At 66.3% G+C, this 16,505-nt stretch carries 14 protein-coding genes and 3 tRNA genes; 11 read left to right on the forward strand and 6 right to left on the reverse strand.

Translation table 11 applies throughout. The annotated features are described in order from the left end of the window. Positions 1 to 52 precede the first annotated feature (52 nt). The 6 genes from lon to ACSQ86_RS12185 all read left to right on the forward strand — a co-directional run bounded on the left by lon (position 53) and on the right by ACSQ86_RS12185 (position 4,992). Positions 53 to 2,494 carry an endopeptidase La gene (gene lon / locus ACSQ86_RS12160; RefSeq protein ID WP_436303812.1) on the forward strand — a complete coding sequence of 814 codons (2,442 nt, stop codon included), beginning with the start codon at positions 53 to 55 and terminating at the stop codon, positions 2,492 to 2,494. A gap of 54 nt (positions 2,495 to 2,548) precedes the next feature. After that, a tRNA-Gly gene (locus ACSQ86_RS12165) sits at positions 2,549 to 2,624 on the forward strand. A 56-nt stretch (positions 2,625 to 2,680) separates the two neighbouring features. After that, positions 2,681 to 2,754, forward strand: a tRNA-Cys gene (locus tag ACSQ86_RS12170). An 86-nt stretch (positions 2,755 to 2,840) separates the two neighbouring features. Further along, positions 2,841 to 2,933: transfer RNA gene (locus ACSQ86_RS12175), tRNA-Leu, on the forward strand. A 22-nt stretch (positions 2,934 to 2,955) separates the two neighbouring features. Then, complete coding sequence (locus tag ACSQ86_RS12180) at positions 2,956 to 3,588, forward strand: DUF6806 family protein (RefSeq protein WP_436303813.1); 633 nt, start codon at positions 2,956 to 2,958, stop codon at positions 3,586 to 3,588. A gap of 69 nt (positions 3,589 to 3,657) precedes the next feature. Then, the gene (locus ACSQ86_RS12185) at positions 3,658 to 4,992 is read left to right on the forward strand and encodes an MFS transporter (protein ID WP_436308899.1); all 1,335 of its coding nucleotides are present in this window, start codon (positions 3,658 to 3,660) and stop codon (positions 4,990 to 4,992) included. Here ACSQ86_RS12185 and ACSQ86_RS12190 read toward each other — a convergent pair. The 3 genes from ACSQ86_RS12190 to ACSQ86_RS12200 are packed head-to-tail and all read right to left on the reverse strand — an operon-like array spanning position 4,959 to position 8,103. Then, positions 4,959 to 5,720, reverse strand: coding sequence for a hypothetical protein (locus tag ACSQ86_RS12190; protein WP_436292518.1), 762 nt, complete (start codon positions 5,718 to 5,720; stop codon positions 4,959 to 4,961). The two genes, ACSQ86_RS12185 and ACSQ86_RS12190, sit on opposite strands and share 34 nt — an antisense overlap. 8 nt (positions 5,721 to 5,728) lie before the next feature. Next, entirely contained in the window at positions 5,729 to 6,553 is an 825-nt protein-coding gene (gene murI / locus ACSQ86_RS12195; RefSeq protein ID WP_436303815.1) for a glutamate racemase, read from the reverse strand. Then, positions 6,550 to 8,103: a fumarate hydratase gene (locus tag ACSQ86_RS12200; protein ID WP_436303816.1), complete on the reverse strand. Its 1,554-nt coding sequence runs from the start codon at positions 8,101 to 8,103 to the stop codon at positions 6,550 to 6,552. Before ACSQ86_RS12200 ends, murI begins: the two co-directional genes overlap by 4 nt. 60 nt (positions 8,104 to 8,163) lie before the next feature. Between ACSQ86_RS12200 and fumC the strand changes: the two genes are divergently transcribed. Next, a complete protein-coding gene (fumC, locus tag ACSQ86_RS12205) occupies positions 8,164 to 9,549 on the forward strand; it encodes a class II fumarate hydratase (RefSeq protein WP_436308900.1) in 1,386 nt (461 codons plus the stop codon). A 4-nt stretch (positions 9,550 to 9,553) separates the two neighbouring features. Here fumC and ACSQ86_RS12210 read toward each other — a convergent pair whose 3' ends face one another. Continuing rightward, positions 9,554 to 10,171 carry a TIGR00645 family protein gene (locus tag ACSQ86_RS12210; RefSeq protein WP_436303818.1) on the reverse strand — a complete coding sequence of 206 codons (618 nt, stop codon included), beginning with the start codon at positions 10,169 to 10,171 and terminating at the stop codon, positions 9,554 to 9,556. Between the two features lie 149 nt (positions 10,172 to 10,320). On the opposite strand from ACSQ86_RS12210, the gene acs reads away from it, so the two are divergent. Both acs and ACSQ86_RS12220 read left to right on the forward strand, forming a co-directional pair. Then, the gene (gene acs / locus ACSQ86_RS12215; protein ID WP_436308901.1) at positions 10,321 to 12,318 is read left to right on the forward strand and encodes an acetate--CoA ligase; all 1,998 of its coding nucleotides are present in this window, start codon (positions 10,321 to 10,323) and stop codon (positions 12,316 to 12,318) included. 166 nt (positions 12,319 to 12,484) lie between these two features. Further along, on the forward strand, positions 12,485 to 13,009 hold the full coding sequence (locus ACSQ86_RS12220) for a LapA family protein (protein ID WP_436303820.1): 525 nt from the start codon (positions 12,485 to 12,487) through the stop codon (positions 13,007 to 13,009). Positions 13,010 to 13,017: 8 nt separating this feature from the next. Here ACSQ86_RS12220 and ACSQ86_RS12225 read toward each other — a convergent pair whose 3' ends face one another. Then, the gene (locus tag ACSQ86_RS12225) at positions 13,018 to 13,323 is read right to left on the reverse strand and encodes a c-type cytochrome (protein WP_093109192.1); all 306 of its coding nucleotides are present in this window, start codon (positions 13,321 to 13,323) and stop codon (positions 13,018 to 13,020) included. A 105-nt stretch (positions 13,324 to 13,428) separates the two neighbouring features. Between ACSQ86_RS12225 and ACSQ86_RS12230 the strand changes: the two genes are divergently transcribed. After that, on the forward strand, positions 13,429 to 13,692 hold the full coding sequence (locus tag ACSQ86_RS12230; RefSeq protein ID WP_436303822.1) for a TIGR04438 family Trp-rich protein: 264 nt from the start codon (positions 13,429 to 13,431) through the stop codon (positions 13,690 to 13,692). A gap of 70 nt (positions 13,693 to 13,762) precedes the next feature. Here the strand turns inward: ACSQ86_RS12230 and ilvD are convergent, their stop codons facing one another. Continuing rightward, a complete protein-coding gene (gene ilvD / locus ACSQ86_RS12235) occupies positions 13,763 to 15,457 on the reverse strand; it encodes a dihydroxy-acid dehydratase (RefSeq protein WP_436292522.1) in 1,695 nt (564 codons plus the stop codon). 95 nt (positions 15,458 to 15,552) lie between these two features. Between ilvD and ACSQ86_RS12240 the strand changes: the two genes are divergently transcribed. Next, positions 15,553 to 16,503: a LysR family transcriptional regulator gene (locus tag ACSQ86_RS12240; RefSeq protein WP_436303823.1), complete on the forward strand. Its 951-nt coding sequence runs from the start codon at positions 15,553 to 15,555 to the stop codon at positions 16,501 to 16,503. Positions 16,504 to 16,505 lie beyond the last annotated feature (2 nt).

Genomic DNA, 16,505 nt, shown 5'->3' on the forward strand with positions numbered 1-16,505 from the left:
TTGAAAAGCGCGCGTGGCCGACCATCTTTCCATGATCAAGTAAAGGATTCCCATGTCCGGTCATACCCCCCTGCCTGCCACCGAACTCGACCTGCCGCTGCTTCCGTTGCGCGATGTGGTCGTCTTCCCCCACATGGTGATTCCGCTGTTCGTCGGTCGCCCGAAAAGCATCAAGGCGCTCGAGCTCGCGATGGAAGCGGAGCGCCGCATCATGCTGGTGGCGCAAAAGGCCGCCGCCAAGGACGAGCCCTCGGTCGAGGACATGTTCGAGGTCGGCTGCATCTCGACCATCCTGCAGATGCTGAAGCTGCCCGATGGCACGGTCAAAGTGCTGGTCGAAGGCCAGCAGCGCGCGCGCGTCAACCGCATCGACGACGGCGAAACCCACTTCTCGGCCAACGTGACGCCGGTGGAAGTGGTCGAGGCCGCCGCTCAGAAGGGCACCGAGGTCGAGGCGCTGCGCCGCGCGGTGATGCAGCAGTTCGACCAGTACGTGAAGCTCAACAAGAAGATCCCGCCCGAGATCCTGACTTCGATCTCGAGCATCGACGATCCGGGCCGCCTGGCCGACACCATCGCCGCCCACCTGCCGCTCAAGCTCGACAACAAGCAGGCGGTGCTCGACCTGGCCGACATCAAGTCGCGGCTCGAGAACCTGTACGGGCAGCTGGAGCGCGAGGTCGACATCCTCAACGTCGACAAGAAGATCCGCGGCCGCGTGAAGCGCCAGATGGAGAAGAACCAGCGCGACTTCTACCTCAACGAGCAGGTCAAGGCGATCCAGAAGGAGCTCGGCGAAGGCGAGGAGGGCGCGGACATCGAGGAGATCGAGAAGAAGATCAAGCTCGCCAAGATGCCCAAGGAAGCGCTCAAGAAGGCCGAGGGCGAACTCAAGAAGCTCAAGCTGATGTCGCCGATGTCGGCCGAGGCGACCGTGGTGCGCAACTACATCGACGTGCTGATCGGCCTGCCGTGGAGCAAGAAGACCAAGATCAAGCACGACCTCGCGCACGCCGAAGAGGTGCTCAACGAAGACCACTACGGGCTCGAGAAGGTCAAGGACCGCATCCTCGAATATCTCGCGGTCCAGCAACGCGTCGACAAGGTGAAGGCCCCGATCCTGTGCCTGGTCGGCCCGCCGGGCGTGGGCAAGACCTCGCTCGGGCAGTCGATCGCCAAGGCGACCGGCCGCAAGTACACGCGCATGGCGCTGGGCGGCATGCGTGACGAGGCCGAGATCCGCGGCCATCGCCGCACCTACATCGGCGCGCTGCCGGGCAAGGTGCTGTCGAGCTTGAACAAGGTCGGCACGCGCAATCCGCTGTTCCTGCTCGACGAGATCGACAAGCTGGGCACCGACTTTCGCGGCGACCCGTCGAGCGCGCTGTTGGAAGTGCTCGACCCCGAGCAGAACCATACCTTCGGCGACCACTACGTCGAGGTCGACTTCGACCTCTCCGACGTGATGTTCGTCGCGACTTCGAATTCGATGAACATCCCGCCGGCGCTGCTCGACCGGATGGAAGTCATCCGCCTCGCGGGCTACACCGAAGACGAGAAGACGCACATCGCGCTGAAGTACTTGCTGCCCAAGCAGATGAAGAACAACGGCGTGAAGGAAGAAGAACTCCTGATCACCGAAGAAGCCGTGCGCGACATCGTGCGCTACTACACGCGCGAAGCCGGCGTGCGCTCGCTCGAGCGCGAGCTCTCGAAGATCTGCCGCAAGGTGGTCAAGGGGCTGCTGCTCAAGAAGATGACGCCCAAGGTCATCGTCGAAGGCAAGAACCTGAATGACTTCCTCGGCGTGCGCAAGTACAGCTTCGGCCTGGCCGAAAAGCAGAACCAGGTGGGCCAGGTGGTCGGCCTTGCGTGGACCGAAGTGGGCGGCGATCTGCTGACGATCGAAGCGGTCACGATGCCCGGCAAGGGCGTCATCAGCCGCACCGGTTCGCTCGGCGACGTGATGAAGGAATCGGTCGAGGCCGCGCGCACGGTGGTGCGCAGCCGCGCACGGCGCCTCGGCATCAAGGACGAGGTCTTCGAGAAGCGCGACATCCATATCCACGTGCCCGATGGCGCAACGCCGAAGGACGGCCCCAGCGCAGGCGCTGCGATGACGACGGCCTTCGTTTCGGCGCTCACCGGCATCCCGGTGCGCGGCGACGTCGCGATGACCGGCGAGATCACGCTGCGCGGCGAGGTCACGGCCATCGGCGGCCTGAAGGAAAAGCTCTTGGCCGCATTGCGCGGCGGCATCAAGACCGTGCTGATTCCCGAAGAGAACGCGAAGGACCTGCAAGACATTCCGGAGAACGTGAAGAACGGCCTCGAGATCGTGCCCGTGAAGTGGATCGACAAGGTGCTCGAGATCGCGCTCGAAAAGACGCCCACGCCCTTGTCCGATGAAGAGGTCGCAGCCTCTGCAGCGGCCGTGGCCGAGCTCGCGAAACAGCGCGGCTCGCAACCCGCGGAAGGTTCAGTCAAACATTGAGTCGCGAGACTTGCGGGACCTCGAAAAAATACTATATAATTCGAGGCTCGAAACGCGGGAATAGCTCAGTTGGTAGAGCGCAACCTTGCCAAGGTTGAGGTCGAGAGTTCGAGACTCTTTTCCCGCTCCAGTTTTGAAAAAAGGGAAGCTTCGGGCTTCCCTTTTTTTCGCGAGTTCAAACAGCAGGGCGCGATAGCAAAGCGGTTATGCAACGGATTGCAAATCCGTCTAGCCCGGTTCGACTCCGGGTCGCGCCTCCATCCATATCGATATCGATCCGACAGCCCCACCAACCATCGTTGCCGGGGCTGTTTTCGTTTCGGGTATCGTGCATATCTGCCCGGCCGCCCGGATGGTGAAATTGGTAGACACATCGGACTTAAAATCCGCCGCTTCCTGCATAAGGGGCGTACCGGTTCGACCCCGGTTCCGGGCACCATCACATACAAGGGAGCAATGACATGCCTCGCTACAACGCTCCGTTCGAAATCCATGTGCACGGCGATGTGCCGCTGCGCTCCGATGTGAGCTTCGAGCAGATCCAGGAAGCGCTCAGTCCACTCTGGAAATATGCCGGCGCCAAGTCGCTGGCCGATGGCGCGACCAGCGTCTACGAAGAAGAGCCGGGCATCCGTTTCGAGCAGAAGGAGCACATGCTCCAGATCTGCTGGACGGTCGCCGGCGATGAGGATTTCCGCCAAGCACTCGACGAGATGTGCATGGCACTCAACGAGCTCGCCGAACAAGGCGCTGCGCTCGAGGTCACTTTCTACGACACCGATTTCGACGAGGAAGAGGGCGACCCCGACGAAGAGTCGCGCGACGACTTCCTCATGCTCTTCGTGGGGCCGAACCCGGCCGCGATCATGCAGGTGCAGCGCGACCTCCTGGTGGAAGACGTGGTCAACCTCATGGAGCGCCACTTCGACGGTTCCGAACTCGGCGGCGTGGTGGCGGAAATCGACAAGCTCTTCGGCGACCGCTTCGATGCGCTCGTGAACTCGCTCGAGATCGGCAAGCGCCCCCGCGGCGGCACCGGTGGTCCGGGTACGGGCGGCCACGGTGGCGGACGCCGCCCGCGCCACCTGCACTAGCAAGAGCGTGCCACGGAGCGGTCAAGCCGCTCCGCTATGCTCGGCGACCTTCTGTTCGAGGAGAGTCGCTTGGCCTTGTTTTCACAATCTGCCCTCCGTCCCGGCGTGCGCAAGCGCGAAGTCTTCGGCTGGGCGATGTACGACTTCGCCAACTCGGGCTACACCACGGTGGTCATCACGGCGGTGTTCGCTGCCTACTTCGTCGGCGGCATCGCCAAGGGCGAGCCCTGGGCCACCTTCGCGTGGACGGCGGCGCTGAGCATTTCCTATGCGATCGTGATGCTGTCGATGCCGGCGATCGGCGCCTGGGCCGATCTGCATGCGGCCAAGAAGAGGTTGCTGGCCATCGTCACTGCCGGCTGTGTGCTCGGCACCGCGGCCCTTGCGCTCACGCCGAAGCTCGGCGGTCCGTATGCGGTGGCCTTGGCGATGGGCCTGGTGATCTTCTCCAACACCTTCTACTCTTACGGCGAATCGCTGACCGGCGCCTTCCTGCCGGAACTCGCCACGGCGGAGGGCATGGGCAAGGTCAGCGGCTGGGGCTGGGCCTTCGGCTACATCGGCGGCATGCTCTCGCTCGGCCTGTGCCTGGCCTATGTGCTCTCGGCGCAGGCCAAGGGATTGCCTGCCGCGCATTTCGTGCCGGTCGCGATGCTGATCACGGCCGCGCTCTATGGCGCGGCGGCCTGCGCCACCTTCGCGCTGCTGCCCGAGCGTGCGCTGCCGCAGCCGGCCGGCGCGCGGCAGAGCGCCTGGCGGCAGCTGCGCCACACTTTCCGCGAGGCGCGCGCCTACAGGGACTTCATGTGGCTCCTGGCCTGTACCGTCTGCTACCAGGGTGGGGTGGCGGTGGCGATCACGCTCGCGGCGATCTATGCCGAGCAGGTGATTGGCTTCGTCCCGAGCGAGACCATGGTGCTGATCTTCGTGCTCAACGTCGCGGCCGCGCTCGGTGCCTTCGGCTTCGGTTACCTGCAGGATCGCATCGGCCACCGGCGGGCGCTGTCGGGTGCGCTCGTGGCCTGGATCGCCGTGTGCGTGATCGCCGCCTCGGTCACGACCAAGGGCGGCTTCTGGTGGGCTGCATCCATCGCCGGCCTGGCGATGGGTTCGAGCCAGTCGGCCGGCCGCGCCATGACCGGCGTGCTGGCCCCGCCGCGCCAACTCGCCGAATTCTTCGGGCTCTGGACCTTCGCGACGCGGCTGGCCGGCATCATCGGGCCGCTGAGCTACGGCGCCATCACGTGGATGACCGGGGGCAACCAGCGCATCGCCATCCTCTCGACCGCCGCGCTGTTTGTCGGCGGCCTCTTGCTGTTGATACCGATCGACATGCGGCGCGGCCGCGCCGCTGCGCTGCGCGAAGTGTCTCAGTCGGAAGCCGTGCCCTTGGAGGCACGGTAGATCGTCCCGTCGTAGTGCAGCGTCATCGACGTGAACTTCGCCGGCCGTTCCTGCGTCACGCACTCTTCGCCCTGCGGGCTGGAGCGACTTAGAGTGCGGGTCTGGCGCAGCAGCAGGTCGGCATAGCCGTTGCTCGTGCTGCGCGCGATCGACAGGCTGCCGCGCACGGTCTCGAAGTTGCCGGCGCAGTTGGTGTCCCACTCGCCGCGCTCGAGTGCCGTCTCGAGCCCGTCGAGCACCTTGGCGAGCTTCGGGCCCTGCGGCACGTAGAGCGTGAGCGTTTCGTTCGAGTACGGGTTCGCACGCGACGAGCCCTGGTGGACGACCCGCACGCCGAATGCGCGCGCGTCGCCGGCCAGCGCGTAGCGCGCGGTGTCGACCTTGATCTCGCCGATGCGGATCGCGTCTTCGGTCAGCGCTGCGGGCTGAAACAAGCGGCTGACGACCGTTGCACGCTCGGTGTTGCCGTTGTCGGCCTGCTGCACCACGAGCACGTCGAGATCGAACTCGGTGAAGTTCGGTTCGGACGATGGGCGCGGCATCGGCAGCACCACGATGAAGCGGCCCGCGAAGCCGCGCCAGGGCTGGCACACGGCGCGTTCATGGTCGAGCAGGCGCTTCGGATGCAGCTTGGCATGCATGCGCTCCGCAAGGCCGGTATCGCAGGCGGCGTGGCCGGCAACGCAGAAGGCGGCCAGCAGCGGGGCGAGAAGCAGGCGGCCGCGCATGGACAGGATCAGGTGCTTGTTGCCGTCGATGCGCCGGCAGTCGTCGCAGGGCCGGCTGGGCGCGTGAGCCAGCGTGCGGCCGCGGCATCGAGCGCATCGGGTGCAGCGCTGCTGACGAGTGCGACGGCGCCGTCGTCTGCTTCGGCGAGTTGCCCGGCCTGGGACAGCAGCCGCCGCGTCTGCTGCGCGACCGGCGCGCCGGTATCGATGAAGTGCACCGTGTCGCCGGTATGGCGGCGCAACTCGGCCGCGATGAAGGGGTAATGGGTGCAGCCCAGCACCAGCGTGTCGATCTGTCCCGGTGCGCTGCCGAACGTGCCCGCCGCGCTCAGATAGCGTTGGCTCAGTGCCGCGATCTCGGCGCTGTCGGAACGCTCGATGGCGCCCGCCAGGCCGTCGCAGGGAACGATGCGGAAGACCGCTTGTTTGGCCAGCGACGCGTGCAAGGTCTCGAACTTGCGGCTTTCCAGGGTCACGCGGGTCGCGATCACCGCGATATGGCCGGTGCGGCTCGTCGCTACCGCGGGTTTGAGGGCCGGTTCGACACCGACCAGCGGCAGCGCCGGATGATAAGACCGCAGTTCATGGATGGCAGCCGCCGTCGCGGTATTGCAAGCGACGACCAGCGCCTTGATCCGATGCCGATCGAGCAGGTAGCGCGCGACCGTGCGGGTCCGCTCGGCCACGTAGGCATCGCCGCGCTCACCATAGGGCGCATGGCCCGTGTCGGCGAAGTAGACGAAGCGCTCGTGCGGCAGCTCCTCGCGCAGCGCGTTGAGGACCGAGAGCCCCCCGACGCCGCTGTCGAACACGCCGATCGGAAAGTGGCTCAAGCGGCTTCCATCATGATGGTCTTGAACTCGCCGCTGGCGATGCGCTTCTGCCACTCGGCCGGGCCGGTGATGTGGGCGCTGGTGCCTCCGGCGTCCACTGCCACCGTGACCGGCATGTCCACCACGTCGAACTCGTAGATCGCCTCCATGCCGAGATCGGCGAAGCCCACCACCTTGGCCGTCTTGATCGCCTTGCTCACCAGGTAGGCGGCACCGCCCACCGCCATCAGGTAGGCGCTCTGGTGCTTCTTGATCGCCTCGATCGCGACCGGCCCGCGCTCGGCCTTGCCGATCATTGCGATCAAGCCGGTCTTCGCCAGCATCATCTCGGTGAAGCCGTCCATGCGCGTGGCGGTGGTCGGGCCGGCCGGGCCCACGGCCTCGTCCTTGACCGGATCGACCGGGCCGACGTAGTAGATCACCCGGTTGGTGAAGTCCACCGGCAGCTTCTCGCCCTTGGCCAGCATGTCGGCGATGCGCTTGTGTGCGGCATCGCGGCCGGTGAGCATCTTGCCGTTGAGCAGCAGGGTGTCGCCCGGCTTCCAGCTAGCGACCTCGGCCGGCGTGAGCTTGTCGAGATCGACGCGCTTGCTCTTGTTGTAGTCGGGCGCCCACTCGATCTTGGGCCACAGGTCCAGCGAGGGCGCTTCGAGGTACACCGGTCCCGAGCCGTCGAGCACGAAGTGCGCATGGCGCGTGGCCGCGCAGTTCGGGATCATCGCCACCGGCTTGCTCGCCGCGTGCGTGGGGTACATCTTGATCTTGACGTCTAGCACGGTGGCCAGGCCGCCCAGGCCCTGCGCGCCGATGCCGAGCGCATTGACCTTCTCGTAAAGCTCGACGCGCAGCGCCTCCACCTTGCCGAGTTCGGCCCCGGAGCGCTTCTTGGCGAGCAGCTCGTGCATGTCGAGGTCGTCCATCAGGCTTTCCTTGGCGAGCAGGGCGGCCTTCTCGGCGGTGCCGCCGATGCCGATGCCCAGCATGCCCGGCGGGCACCAGCCGGCGCCCATGGTGGGCACGGTCTTGAGCACCCAGTCGACCACGCTGTCGCCGGGGTTCAGCATCACCAGCTTGCTCTTGTTCTCGCTGCCGCCGCCCTTGGCGGCCACCGTCACCTCGACGGTGTTGCCCGGCACGATCTCGGTGAAGATCACGGCCGGCGTGTTGTCCTTCGTGTTCTTGCGATCGAACTGCGGGTCGGCCACGACCGAGGCGCGCAGCATGTTGTCGGGATGGTTGTAGCCGCGGCGCACGCCTTCGTTGATGGCGTCGTCGAGGCTGCCGGTGAAGCCGCCCCAGCGCACGTCCATGCCGACCTTGAGGAAGACGTTGACGATGCCGGTGTCCTGGCAGATCGGGCGCTGGCCGGTGGCGCTCATCTTGCTGTTGGTGAGGATCTGCGCCATCGCGTCCTTGGCCGCCGGGCTTTGCTCGCGCTCGTAGGCACGGGCCAGGTGGGCGATGTAGTCGGTCGGGTGGTAGTAGCTGATGTATTGCAGCGCGGCGGCAACCGACTCGATCAGGTCGGCTTGTTGAATCGTGGTGGTCATGGGGGTTTTTGCTTGGACGGATACTGGCGGGTCCTCCATTTTGACAGCTCAGGCCCGCCCATGAAGACACGCACCGAACGCGACACCTTTGGCCCCATCGAAGTACCGGCAGACAGGCTCTGGGGCGCGCAGACCCAGCGCTCGCTGCAGAACTTCGACATCTCGGGCGAGCAGCAGCCGCGCGAGATCATCAAGGCCCTGGCGCAGGTCAAGCGCGCCTCGGCAGTGGTCAACCATGCGCTCGGCCTGCAGGACGAGACGAAGACGAAGGCCATCGTCGCTGCGGCCGACGAAGTCATCGCCGGCACGCATCCCGAGGAGTTCCCGCTGGTCGTGTGGCAGACCGGATCCGGCACGCAGACCAACATGAACGTCAACGAGGTGCTGGCCAACCGCGCGAGCGAGCTGCTGGGCGGCGAACGCGGGGAAGGACGTCTCGTGCATCCGAACGACGATGTGAACCGCAGCCAGTCCTCGAACGACGTGTTCCCGACCGCGATGCACGTGGCGGCGGTCGACGCGATCACCAACCGGCTGTTGCCCGCCATCGCCAGGCTGCGCGGAACGCTGGAAAAGAAATCGCAGGACTTCGCCGACATCGTGAAGATCGGCCGCACCCATCTGCAGGATGCGACGCCGCTCACGCTGGGCCAGGAATTCTCGGGCTACGTGGCGCAGCTCGCGCACGGCGAAGCCCACGTGCGCGCCGCGTTGCCGCACCTGTGCGAGCTGGCGCTGGGCGGCACCGCGGTCGGCACCGGGCTCAACGCGCCCAGGGGCTATGCCGAGCAGGTGGCGGCCGAGCTTGCCAGGCTCACCGGCCTGCCTTTCGTCACCGCGCCGAACAAGTTCGAGGCCATGGCCTCGGTCGATGGGCTGGTGCATGCGCACGGCGCGCTCAAGACCCTGGCCGCGAGCATGACGAAGATCGCCAACGACGTGCGCTGGCTCGCGAGCGGCCCGCGCAGCGGTATCGGCGAACTGAGCATTCCCGAAAACGAGCCGGGCTCGTCGATCATGCCCGGCAAGGTGAATCCGACGCAGAGCGAGGCGGTCACGATGCTGGCGGCGCAGGTGATGGGCAACGACGTCGCGATCAACATCGGTGGTGCCTCGGGCAACTTCGAGCTCAACGTATTCCGCCCGATGGTGGCGCACAACTTCCTGCAGAGCGTGCGCCTTTTGGCCGACGGCATGGTGAGCTTCAACGACCACTGCGCGGTGGGCATCGAGCCCAACCGCGAGCGCATCGCCGAACTCGTACAGCGCTCGCTGATGCTGGTGACGGCACTCAACACGCACATCGGCTACGACAAGGCGGCCTTCATCGCGAAGAAGGCGCACAAGGAAGGCACGAGCCTGCGCGAGGCGGCGGTAGCCTCAGGTCACCTGACCGGGGAGCAGTTCGATGCCTGGGTGGTGCCGGAGAACATGACCGGGCGATAGACGCTCAGTGATTGGCGGAGGGCGAGGGTGCCATCAGCTTGTCGGTCACCGCGATCGCCATCGCCGACAGCAGGAAGGTGATGTGGATCGCGGTCTGCGCGATCAGCACCCGGTCGGTGTAGTTGTCGGCGTTGATGAAGGTCTTGAGCAGGTGGATCGAGCTGATGCCGATGATCGCGGTGGCCAGCTTGACCTTCAGCACCGAGGCGTTCACATGGCTCAACCACTCGGGCTGGTCGCGATGGCCTTCGAGGTTCATGCGACTCACGAAGGTCTCGTAGCCGCCGACGATCACCATGATCAGCAGGTTGGAGATCATGACCACGTCGATCAGCGCCAGCACCACCAGCATGATCACGGTTTCGTTGAGCGTCGTGATCGGCGCGGCGGTCTTGTACCCGATGCTGGTGATGAGCAGTTGCAGCGCATCCTGGCTGCCGAACGCGGCCTCGACCAGGTGGAAGAGTTCGACCAGGAAGTGCAGCACGTACACGCCCTGTGCGACGATCAGGCCCAGGTACAGCGGCAGCTGCAGCCAGCGGCTGGCGAAGATCAGGTTGGGCAGCGGGCGCAGGGGCGAGACGTTGCCGCTGTTCGAGGTGGTGGGGTCGAGGGTGGACATCGGGTCGTTGTGGGCGGGAAACGCGCGATTCTAGGGTGTGCGCGAGCGCCCCGGTGTCACGCTCCTGTCGTTAACATGGAGCGTCAGTCATCCGTAAGTGCGGCCGCCGACATTAACGCCGGTCAATTGACAGGTACAGGAGACGAAGAATGAGCAGTGCACCGACGACGATCGAGTCCACCCTGGTCGAGAACCGCGTGTTTCCGCCGGATGCCCGTGCCACGCAGGGCGCGCGCATCGCGAGCATGGCGGCGTACGACGCGCTATGCAAGGAAGCCGCCGACGACTTCGAGGGCTTCTGGGCCCGCCAGGCGCGAAGCAACGTGGTGTGGACCAAGCCCTTCACCCGCACGCTCGACGAATCGAACGTGCCTTTCTACAAATGGTTCGACGACGGCGAGCTCAACGCCTCGGCCAACTGCCTCGACAAGCACATCGGCACCGCGGTCGAGAACAAGACCGCGATCGTTTTCGAGGCCGACGACGGCGCTGTCACCAAGATCACCTACAAGGAGCTGCTGGCTCGCGTTTCGCAGTTCGCCAATGCGCTGAAGGCGCAAGGCATCCAGAAGGGCGACCGCGTCATCGTCTACCTGCCGATGGCCATCGAGGGCGTGATTGCGATGCAGGCCTGCGCCCGCATCGGCGCCACCCACAGCGTGGTGTTCGGCGGTTTCTCCGCGAAGGCGCTGCAGGAACGCATCATCGATGCCGGCGCCGTGGCGGTCATCACGGCCAACTACCAGCTGCGCGGCGGCAAGGAACTGCCGCTCAAGGCCATCGTCGACGACGGCATCGCGCTCGGCGGCTGCGAATCGATCAAGACCGTGCTGGTTTATCAGCGCACCGCGACCGCCTGCAACATGGTGGCCGGCCGCGACAAGACCTTCGACGAGGCGCTCCAGGGCCAGAGCACCGAATGCGCGCCGGTGCCGGTCGGCGCCGAGCATCCGCTCTTCATCCTCTACACCTCGGGCTCGACCGGCAAGCCCAAGGGCGTGCAGCATTCGACCGGCGGCTACCTGCTGTGGGCCAAGCTCACGATGGACTGGACCTTCGACGTGCGCCCCGAAGACGTGTTCTGGTGCACCGCCGACATCGGCTGGATCACCGGCCACACCTACGTGGCCTACGGCCCGCTCGCCGCGGGCGCGACGCAGGTGGTGTTCGAGGGCGTCCCGACCTTCCCGCATGCGGGCCGCTTCTGGCAGATGATCGAGAAGCACAGGGTCACGATCTTCTACACCGCCCCGACCGCGATCCGCTCGCTGATCAAGGCGGCCGACAGCGACGAGAAGGTGCATCCCAAGAATTGGGACCTGTCGTCGCTGCGCATCCTCGGCACCGTGGGCGAGCCGATCAATCCCGAAGCCTGGATGTGGTACTACCGGAACGTCGGCGGCGAGAAATGTCCGATCGTCGACACCTTCTGGCAGACCGAGACCGGCGGCCACGTCATTACGCCGCTGCCGGGCGCCACGCCGCTTGTGCCGGGCTCCTGCACCTTGCCGCTGCCGGGCATCATGGCCGCGATCGTCGACGAGACCGGCAAGGACATCCCGCACGGCGCCGGCGGCATGCTGGTCATCAAGCGGCCCTGGCCCTCGATGATCCGCACCATCTGGAACGACCCCGAGCGCTTCAAGAAGAGCTATTTCCCCGAGGAAATGGGCGGGACCGTCTACCTGGCCGGCGACGGCGCGGTGCGCAGCGCCGACCGCGGCTACTTCCGCATCACGGGACGCATCGACGACGTGCTCAACGTGTCGGGCCACCGGCTCGGCACGATGGAAATCGAATCCGCGCTGGTCGCCAAGACCGACCTCGTGGCCGAAGCCGCCGTGGTCGGCCGGCCCGACGACGTGACCGGCGAGGCGGTATGCGCCTTCGTCGTGCTGAAGCGCGGCCGCCCGAGCGGCGACGAGGCGAAGCAGATCGCCGCCGAGCTGCGCAACTGGGTGGCCAAGGAAATCGGCCCGATCGCCAAGCCGAAGGACATCCGCTTCGGCGAGAACCTGCCGAAGACGCGCAGCGGCAAGATCATGCGGCGCCTCTTGCGCAGCATCGCCAAGGGCGAAGCGATCACGCAGGACACCTCGACGCTCGAGAACCCCGCCATCCTCGAACAGCTCGGCCAGGCTTACTAACGGCCCCCACGCTCCGTCACTGCGTGTACTCGCTGCCCCCCGAGGGGGCCGCAGGCCGCCTTGGGCGGCCCGGCGCCGGCCTGGGGATTCGCAGCCGCGCCCCTGTCCGACAGGGCATTGGCGCCGGATGCGTTACAACAGCCCATCGATTGTTGAGGAGACATCCATGGGATTGAGAACAGGCGTGCTGCTGGTGGTCGTGCTGCTGATCGCGGCGCTCGCGGCCTTGAACTGGGGCCTGCTCGTCACGCCCACCGCCATGTCGGTCGGCTTCATGCAGATCACGGCGCCCTTCGGGTTGATCATGCTGGGCCTCACGGTGCTTCTGAGCATCTTCTTCGTGGCCTACATCGTCTACCTGCAGACCACGGTGCTGCTCGAAACGCGGCGCCACACGAAGGAAATGCAGGCCCAGCGCAGCCTGGCCGACCGGGCCGAGGCTTCTCGTTTCACCGAGCTGCGCAGTTTCCTCGAGACCCAGGAGAACGTCCACATGGCGCGCAACGCCGAGCGGCATGCGGCGCTGCTGGCGCGCGTGGAGCAGCTGGAGACGATGATCAAGCTGCGCTCCGACCGGACCGACAACACGCTGGCAGCCCACATCGGCCAGCTCGAAGATCGCGTCGACCGCCGGGCGGCGACGGCGACGGTGGCGTCTTCGCCGCCCGTGGGCATGCCACCGCCGGTCTGAGGCCCGCGCTACTTCGTCAACAGGATCCAGGCCGCCAGCTTTTTCGCGTCCGCTTCGCTGACCTGGTTGTTGGCCGGCATCGGCACCTGTCCCCAGACGCCCGATCCGCCCTTGATGATCTTGCCGGCGAGCATGTCGGCCGCGCCCTTGTTGTCCTTGTACTTGGCCGCGACTTCCTTGAACGAAGGGCCGAGGATCTTGCGCTCGACCGCGTGGCAGCTCATGCAGTTCTTCGAGGTGGCCAGGGCCAGGTCGGCAAGGGCGGGTGCGGCGGAAGCCAGGCCCAGGGCGGCCAGCAGAAGCGCTCTTTTCATGAAGTCCTTGTCGCGTGGGTGCGTTAAAGTCGATCCAACGCGATTGTAGGTAGCGCGGTGCACGGTCCGCCGCGATGCGGGCCTGGAAAACCGGAGGGATTCTCTATGTGGTTTCTGTTGCTGGGCCTTCTTGGCGTGGCCCTCAAATACTTCGAAGTCGGCTTCGTGGCCCAGTGGGACTGGTGGATCGTGCTCTTCCCCTTCGCGCTGGCCGCGGCCTGGTGGGCCTGGGCCGACTGGTCAGGCTACACCAAGCGCAAGGTGGTCGAACGCGAAAACGCGCGCCGGCAGGACCGCATCGACCGGCAGCGCAGCAATCTGGGCCTTCTGACCAGCCGTTCCAACCGCCGCCGCCGCGGCGGACGCTAGAGCCCGAAACAGCGTCGTCGGCCTGGGCTTTGTCGTGTTCGGCACCAGCGCGTGGGTGTTGGCAGGGTGATCAGTACTTGTCGAGCACCGCACCCGAGCTCGCGCTCGATGCATTGAACGCGAACTTGGCCTGCACGCCGCGCGTGTAGCGCGGGGCAGGGGCCTTCCATCCTTCCCGGCGCTTCGCGAGTTCGGCGTCGGACACGTTGAGTTCGAGCTTGAGCTGGTGCGCGTCGATGGTGATCGAGTCGCCCTCGTTGACGAAGGCGATGGTGCCGCCGGCCGCAGCCTCGGGCGCCACGTGGCCGACCACCATGCCCCAGGTGCCGCCCGAGAAGCGGCCGTCGGTGATGAGGCCCACGCTTTCGCCGAGGCCGGCGCCGATCAGCGCGCCGGTGGGCGCCAGCATCTCCGGCATGCCGGGGCCGCCCTTGGGGCCGAGGTAGCGCAGCACCATCACGTCGCCGGCCTTGATTTTGCCGTCGAGGATGGCCTGGAGCGCCGACTGCTCGTCGTCGAACACGCGCGCCGGGCCGGTGATGACCGGGTTCTTGAGGCCGGTGATCTTGGCCACCGCGCCCTCGGGCGAGAGGTTGCCCTTAAGGATGGCCAGGTGGCCCTCGGCGTACATCGGATTCGTGATCGGGCGGATCACGTCCTGGTCGGCACGCGGCTGGTCGGGCACGTCCTTCAGCACCTCGGCGATGGTCTGGCCGGTGATCGTGATGCAGTCGCCGTGCAGCAAACCCGCGTTCAGCAGGATCTTCATCACCTGCGGGATGCCGCCGGCCTGGTGCAGGTCGACCGCGAGGTACTTGCCGCTGGGCTTGAGGTCGCACAGCACCGGCACCTTCTTGCGGATGCGCTCGAAGTCGTCGATCGACCATTCCACGCCCGCCGCGTGCGCGATGGCGAGGAAGTGCAGCACCGCGTTGGTGGAGCCGCCGGTGGCCATGATCACGGCCACCGCGTTCTCGATCGCCTTCTTGGTCACGATGTCGCGCGGCTTGATGTCCTTCTTGATGGCCTCGATCAGCACCTTGGCCGATTCCTTGGCCGAGTTGGCCTTCTCGTCGTGCGGGTTGGCCATGGTCGAGGAGTAGGGCAGCGAGATGCCGAGCGCCTCGAAGGCCGAACTCATGGTGTTGGCCGTGTACATGCCGCCGCAGGAGCCGGTGCCGGGGATCGCGCGCTTCTCGATTTCCTTCAGGTCCTCGTCGCTCATGTTGCCGGCGGCGTTCTGGCCGACCGCCTCGAACACGCTCACGATGTTGAGGTCCTGGCCCTTGTAGCGGCCCGGCAGGATGGTGCCGCCGTAGACATAGATCGCCGGCACGTTGGCGCGCAGCATGCCCATCAGGCCGCCGGGCATGTTCTTGTCGCAACCGCCGACCACCAGCACGCCGTCCATCCACTGGCCGCCGACGCAGGTCTCGATGCAGTCGGAGATGACCTCGCGGCTCACCAGCGAGTACTTCATGCCTTCGGTGCCCATGGCCATGCCGTCGGAAATGGTCGGCGTGCCGAAGACCTGCGCGTTGCCGCCGGCTTCCTCGATGCCGGCGATCGCGGCGTCGGCCAGCTTCTGCAGGCCCGAGTTGCACGGCGTGATGGTGCTGTGGCCGTTGGCCACGCCGACCATCGGCTTCTTGAAATCGCCTTCCTCGTAGCCCATCGCGTAGAACATCGAGCGGTTGGGCGCGCGCGACTTGCCTTCGGTGATGTTGGCGCTGCGGGCGTTGATCTTGATCGTCTGGGTGGCCATGGTGTCTCTGGTCTTGAATCGGGGGAAGGCAAGTATCGGACGATTGACTGATTGGTTCCAATCCGAATTTCAAGCCCGATTGATATGCTCGGCATATGAAAGAAGCCTGGATCGACCTGCGCGCCTGGCGCCAGTTCCTCGCGGTGGCCGAGGAGCTGCATTTCGGCCGCGCCGCCGCGCGCCTGCACATGACGCAGCCGCCCGTCACGCAGGCCATCGCGCAGCTCGAAAAAACGCTGGGCGTGCGGCTGTTCGACCGCACCCGGCGCCGGGTCGCGCTCACGCCCGCGGGCGAGGCGCTCTTGCCCGAGGTGCGCGAGCTGCTGGCGCGCGCGCAGGCGCTGCCCGTGCGGGCGAAGGCGGCGGCGGCCGGTGAAGTGGGGCGCGTGCGGCTCGCCTTCGTCTCGACCATCGGGTTCGAGCGGCTGCCGGCCTGGGTGCGCGAATTCCGCGTGAGCTGCCCCGAGGTCGCGCTGGAACTGGTCGAGGCCACCGGCGACGTGCAGCTCGAAGCCTTCGCCCGCGGCGAGATCGATGCCGGCCTGATGCTGCATTCGCCCGGTTTCGCGCCGCCCGGCCTGGAGCGGCTCGCGGTGTCCGAGGAGCCGCTGGTGCTGGCGTTGCCGGCGAAGCATCCCCTGGCCCGGATGCCGAAGCTGCCGCTGGCCGAGGTGCTGGCCGAGCCGCTGGTGATCTTTCCGCGTCGCATCGTGCCCTCGCTGCACGATGCGATCTTCGGGCTCTACCACGCGGCCGGCCTGGCGCCGCGGGTTGCGCAGGAAGCGATCCAGATGCAGACCATCGTGAACCTGGTGTGGGGCGGACTCGGCGTGGCCTGGGTGCCGGAGAGCGTGACGCAGTTCCGGCGCGCCGGCGTGGTCTACCGCGCTGCGACCGAGTTCGCGCCCACTGGACGGCGAAAGACCGCCGTCTTGCCCGGCTGCGAGACCAGCCTGGTCTGGCCCGGCCACACCGACAACCCGGCGCTCGCCCGCTTCGTGCGATTCGTCCAGGAGCAGGGACTGTCACATCCGTGGGCACAATAGGC

It is taken from the genome of Variovorax sp. LjRoot130, assembly GCF_964253755.1.
Classification (GTDB): Bacteria; Pseudomonadota; Gammaproteobacteria; order Burkholderiales; family Burkholderiaceae_C; genus Variovorax.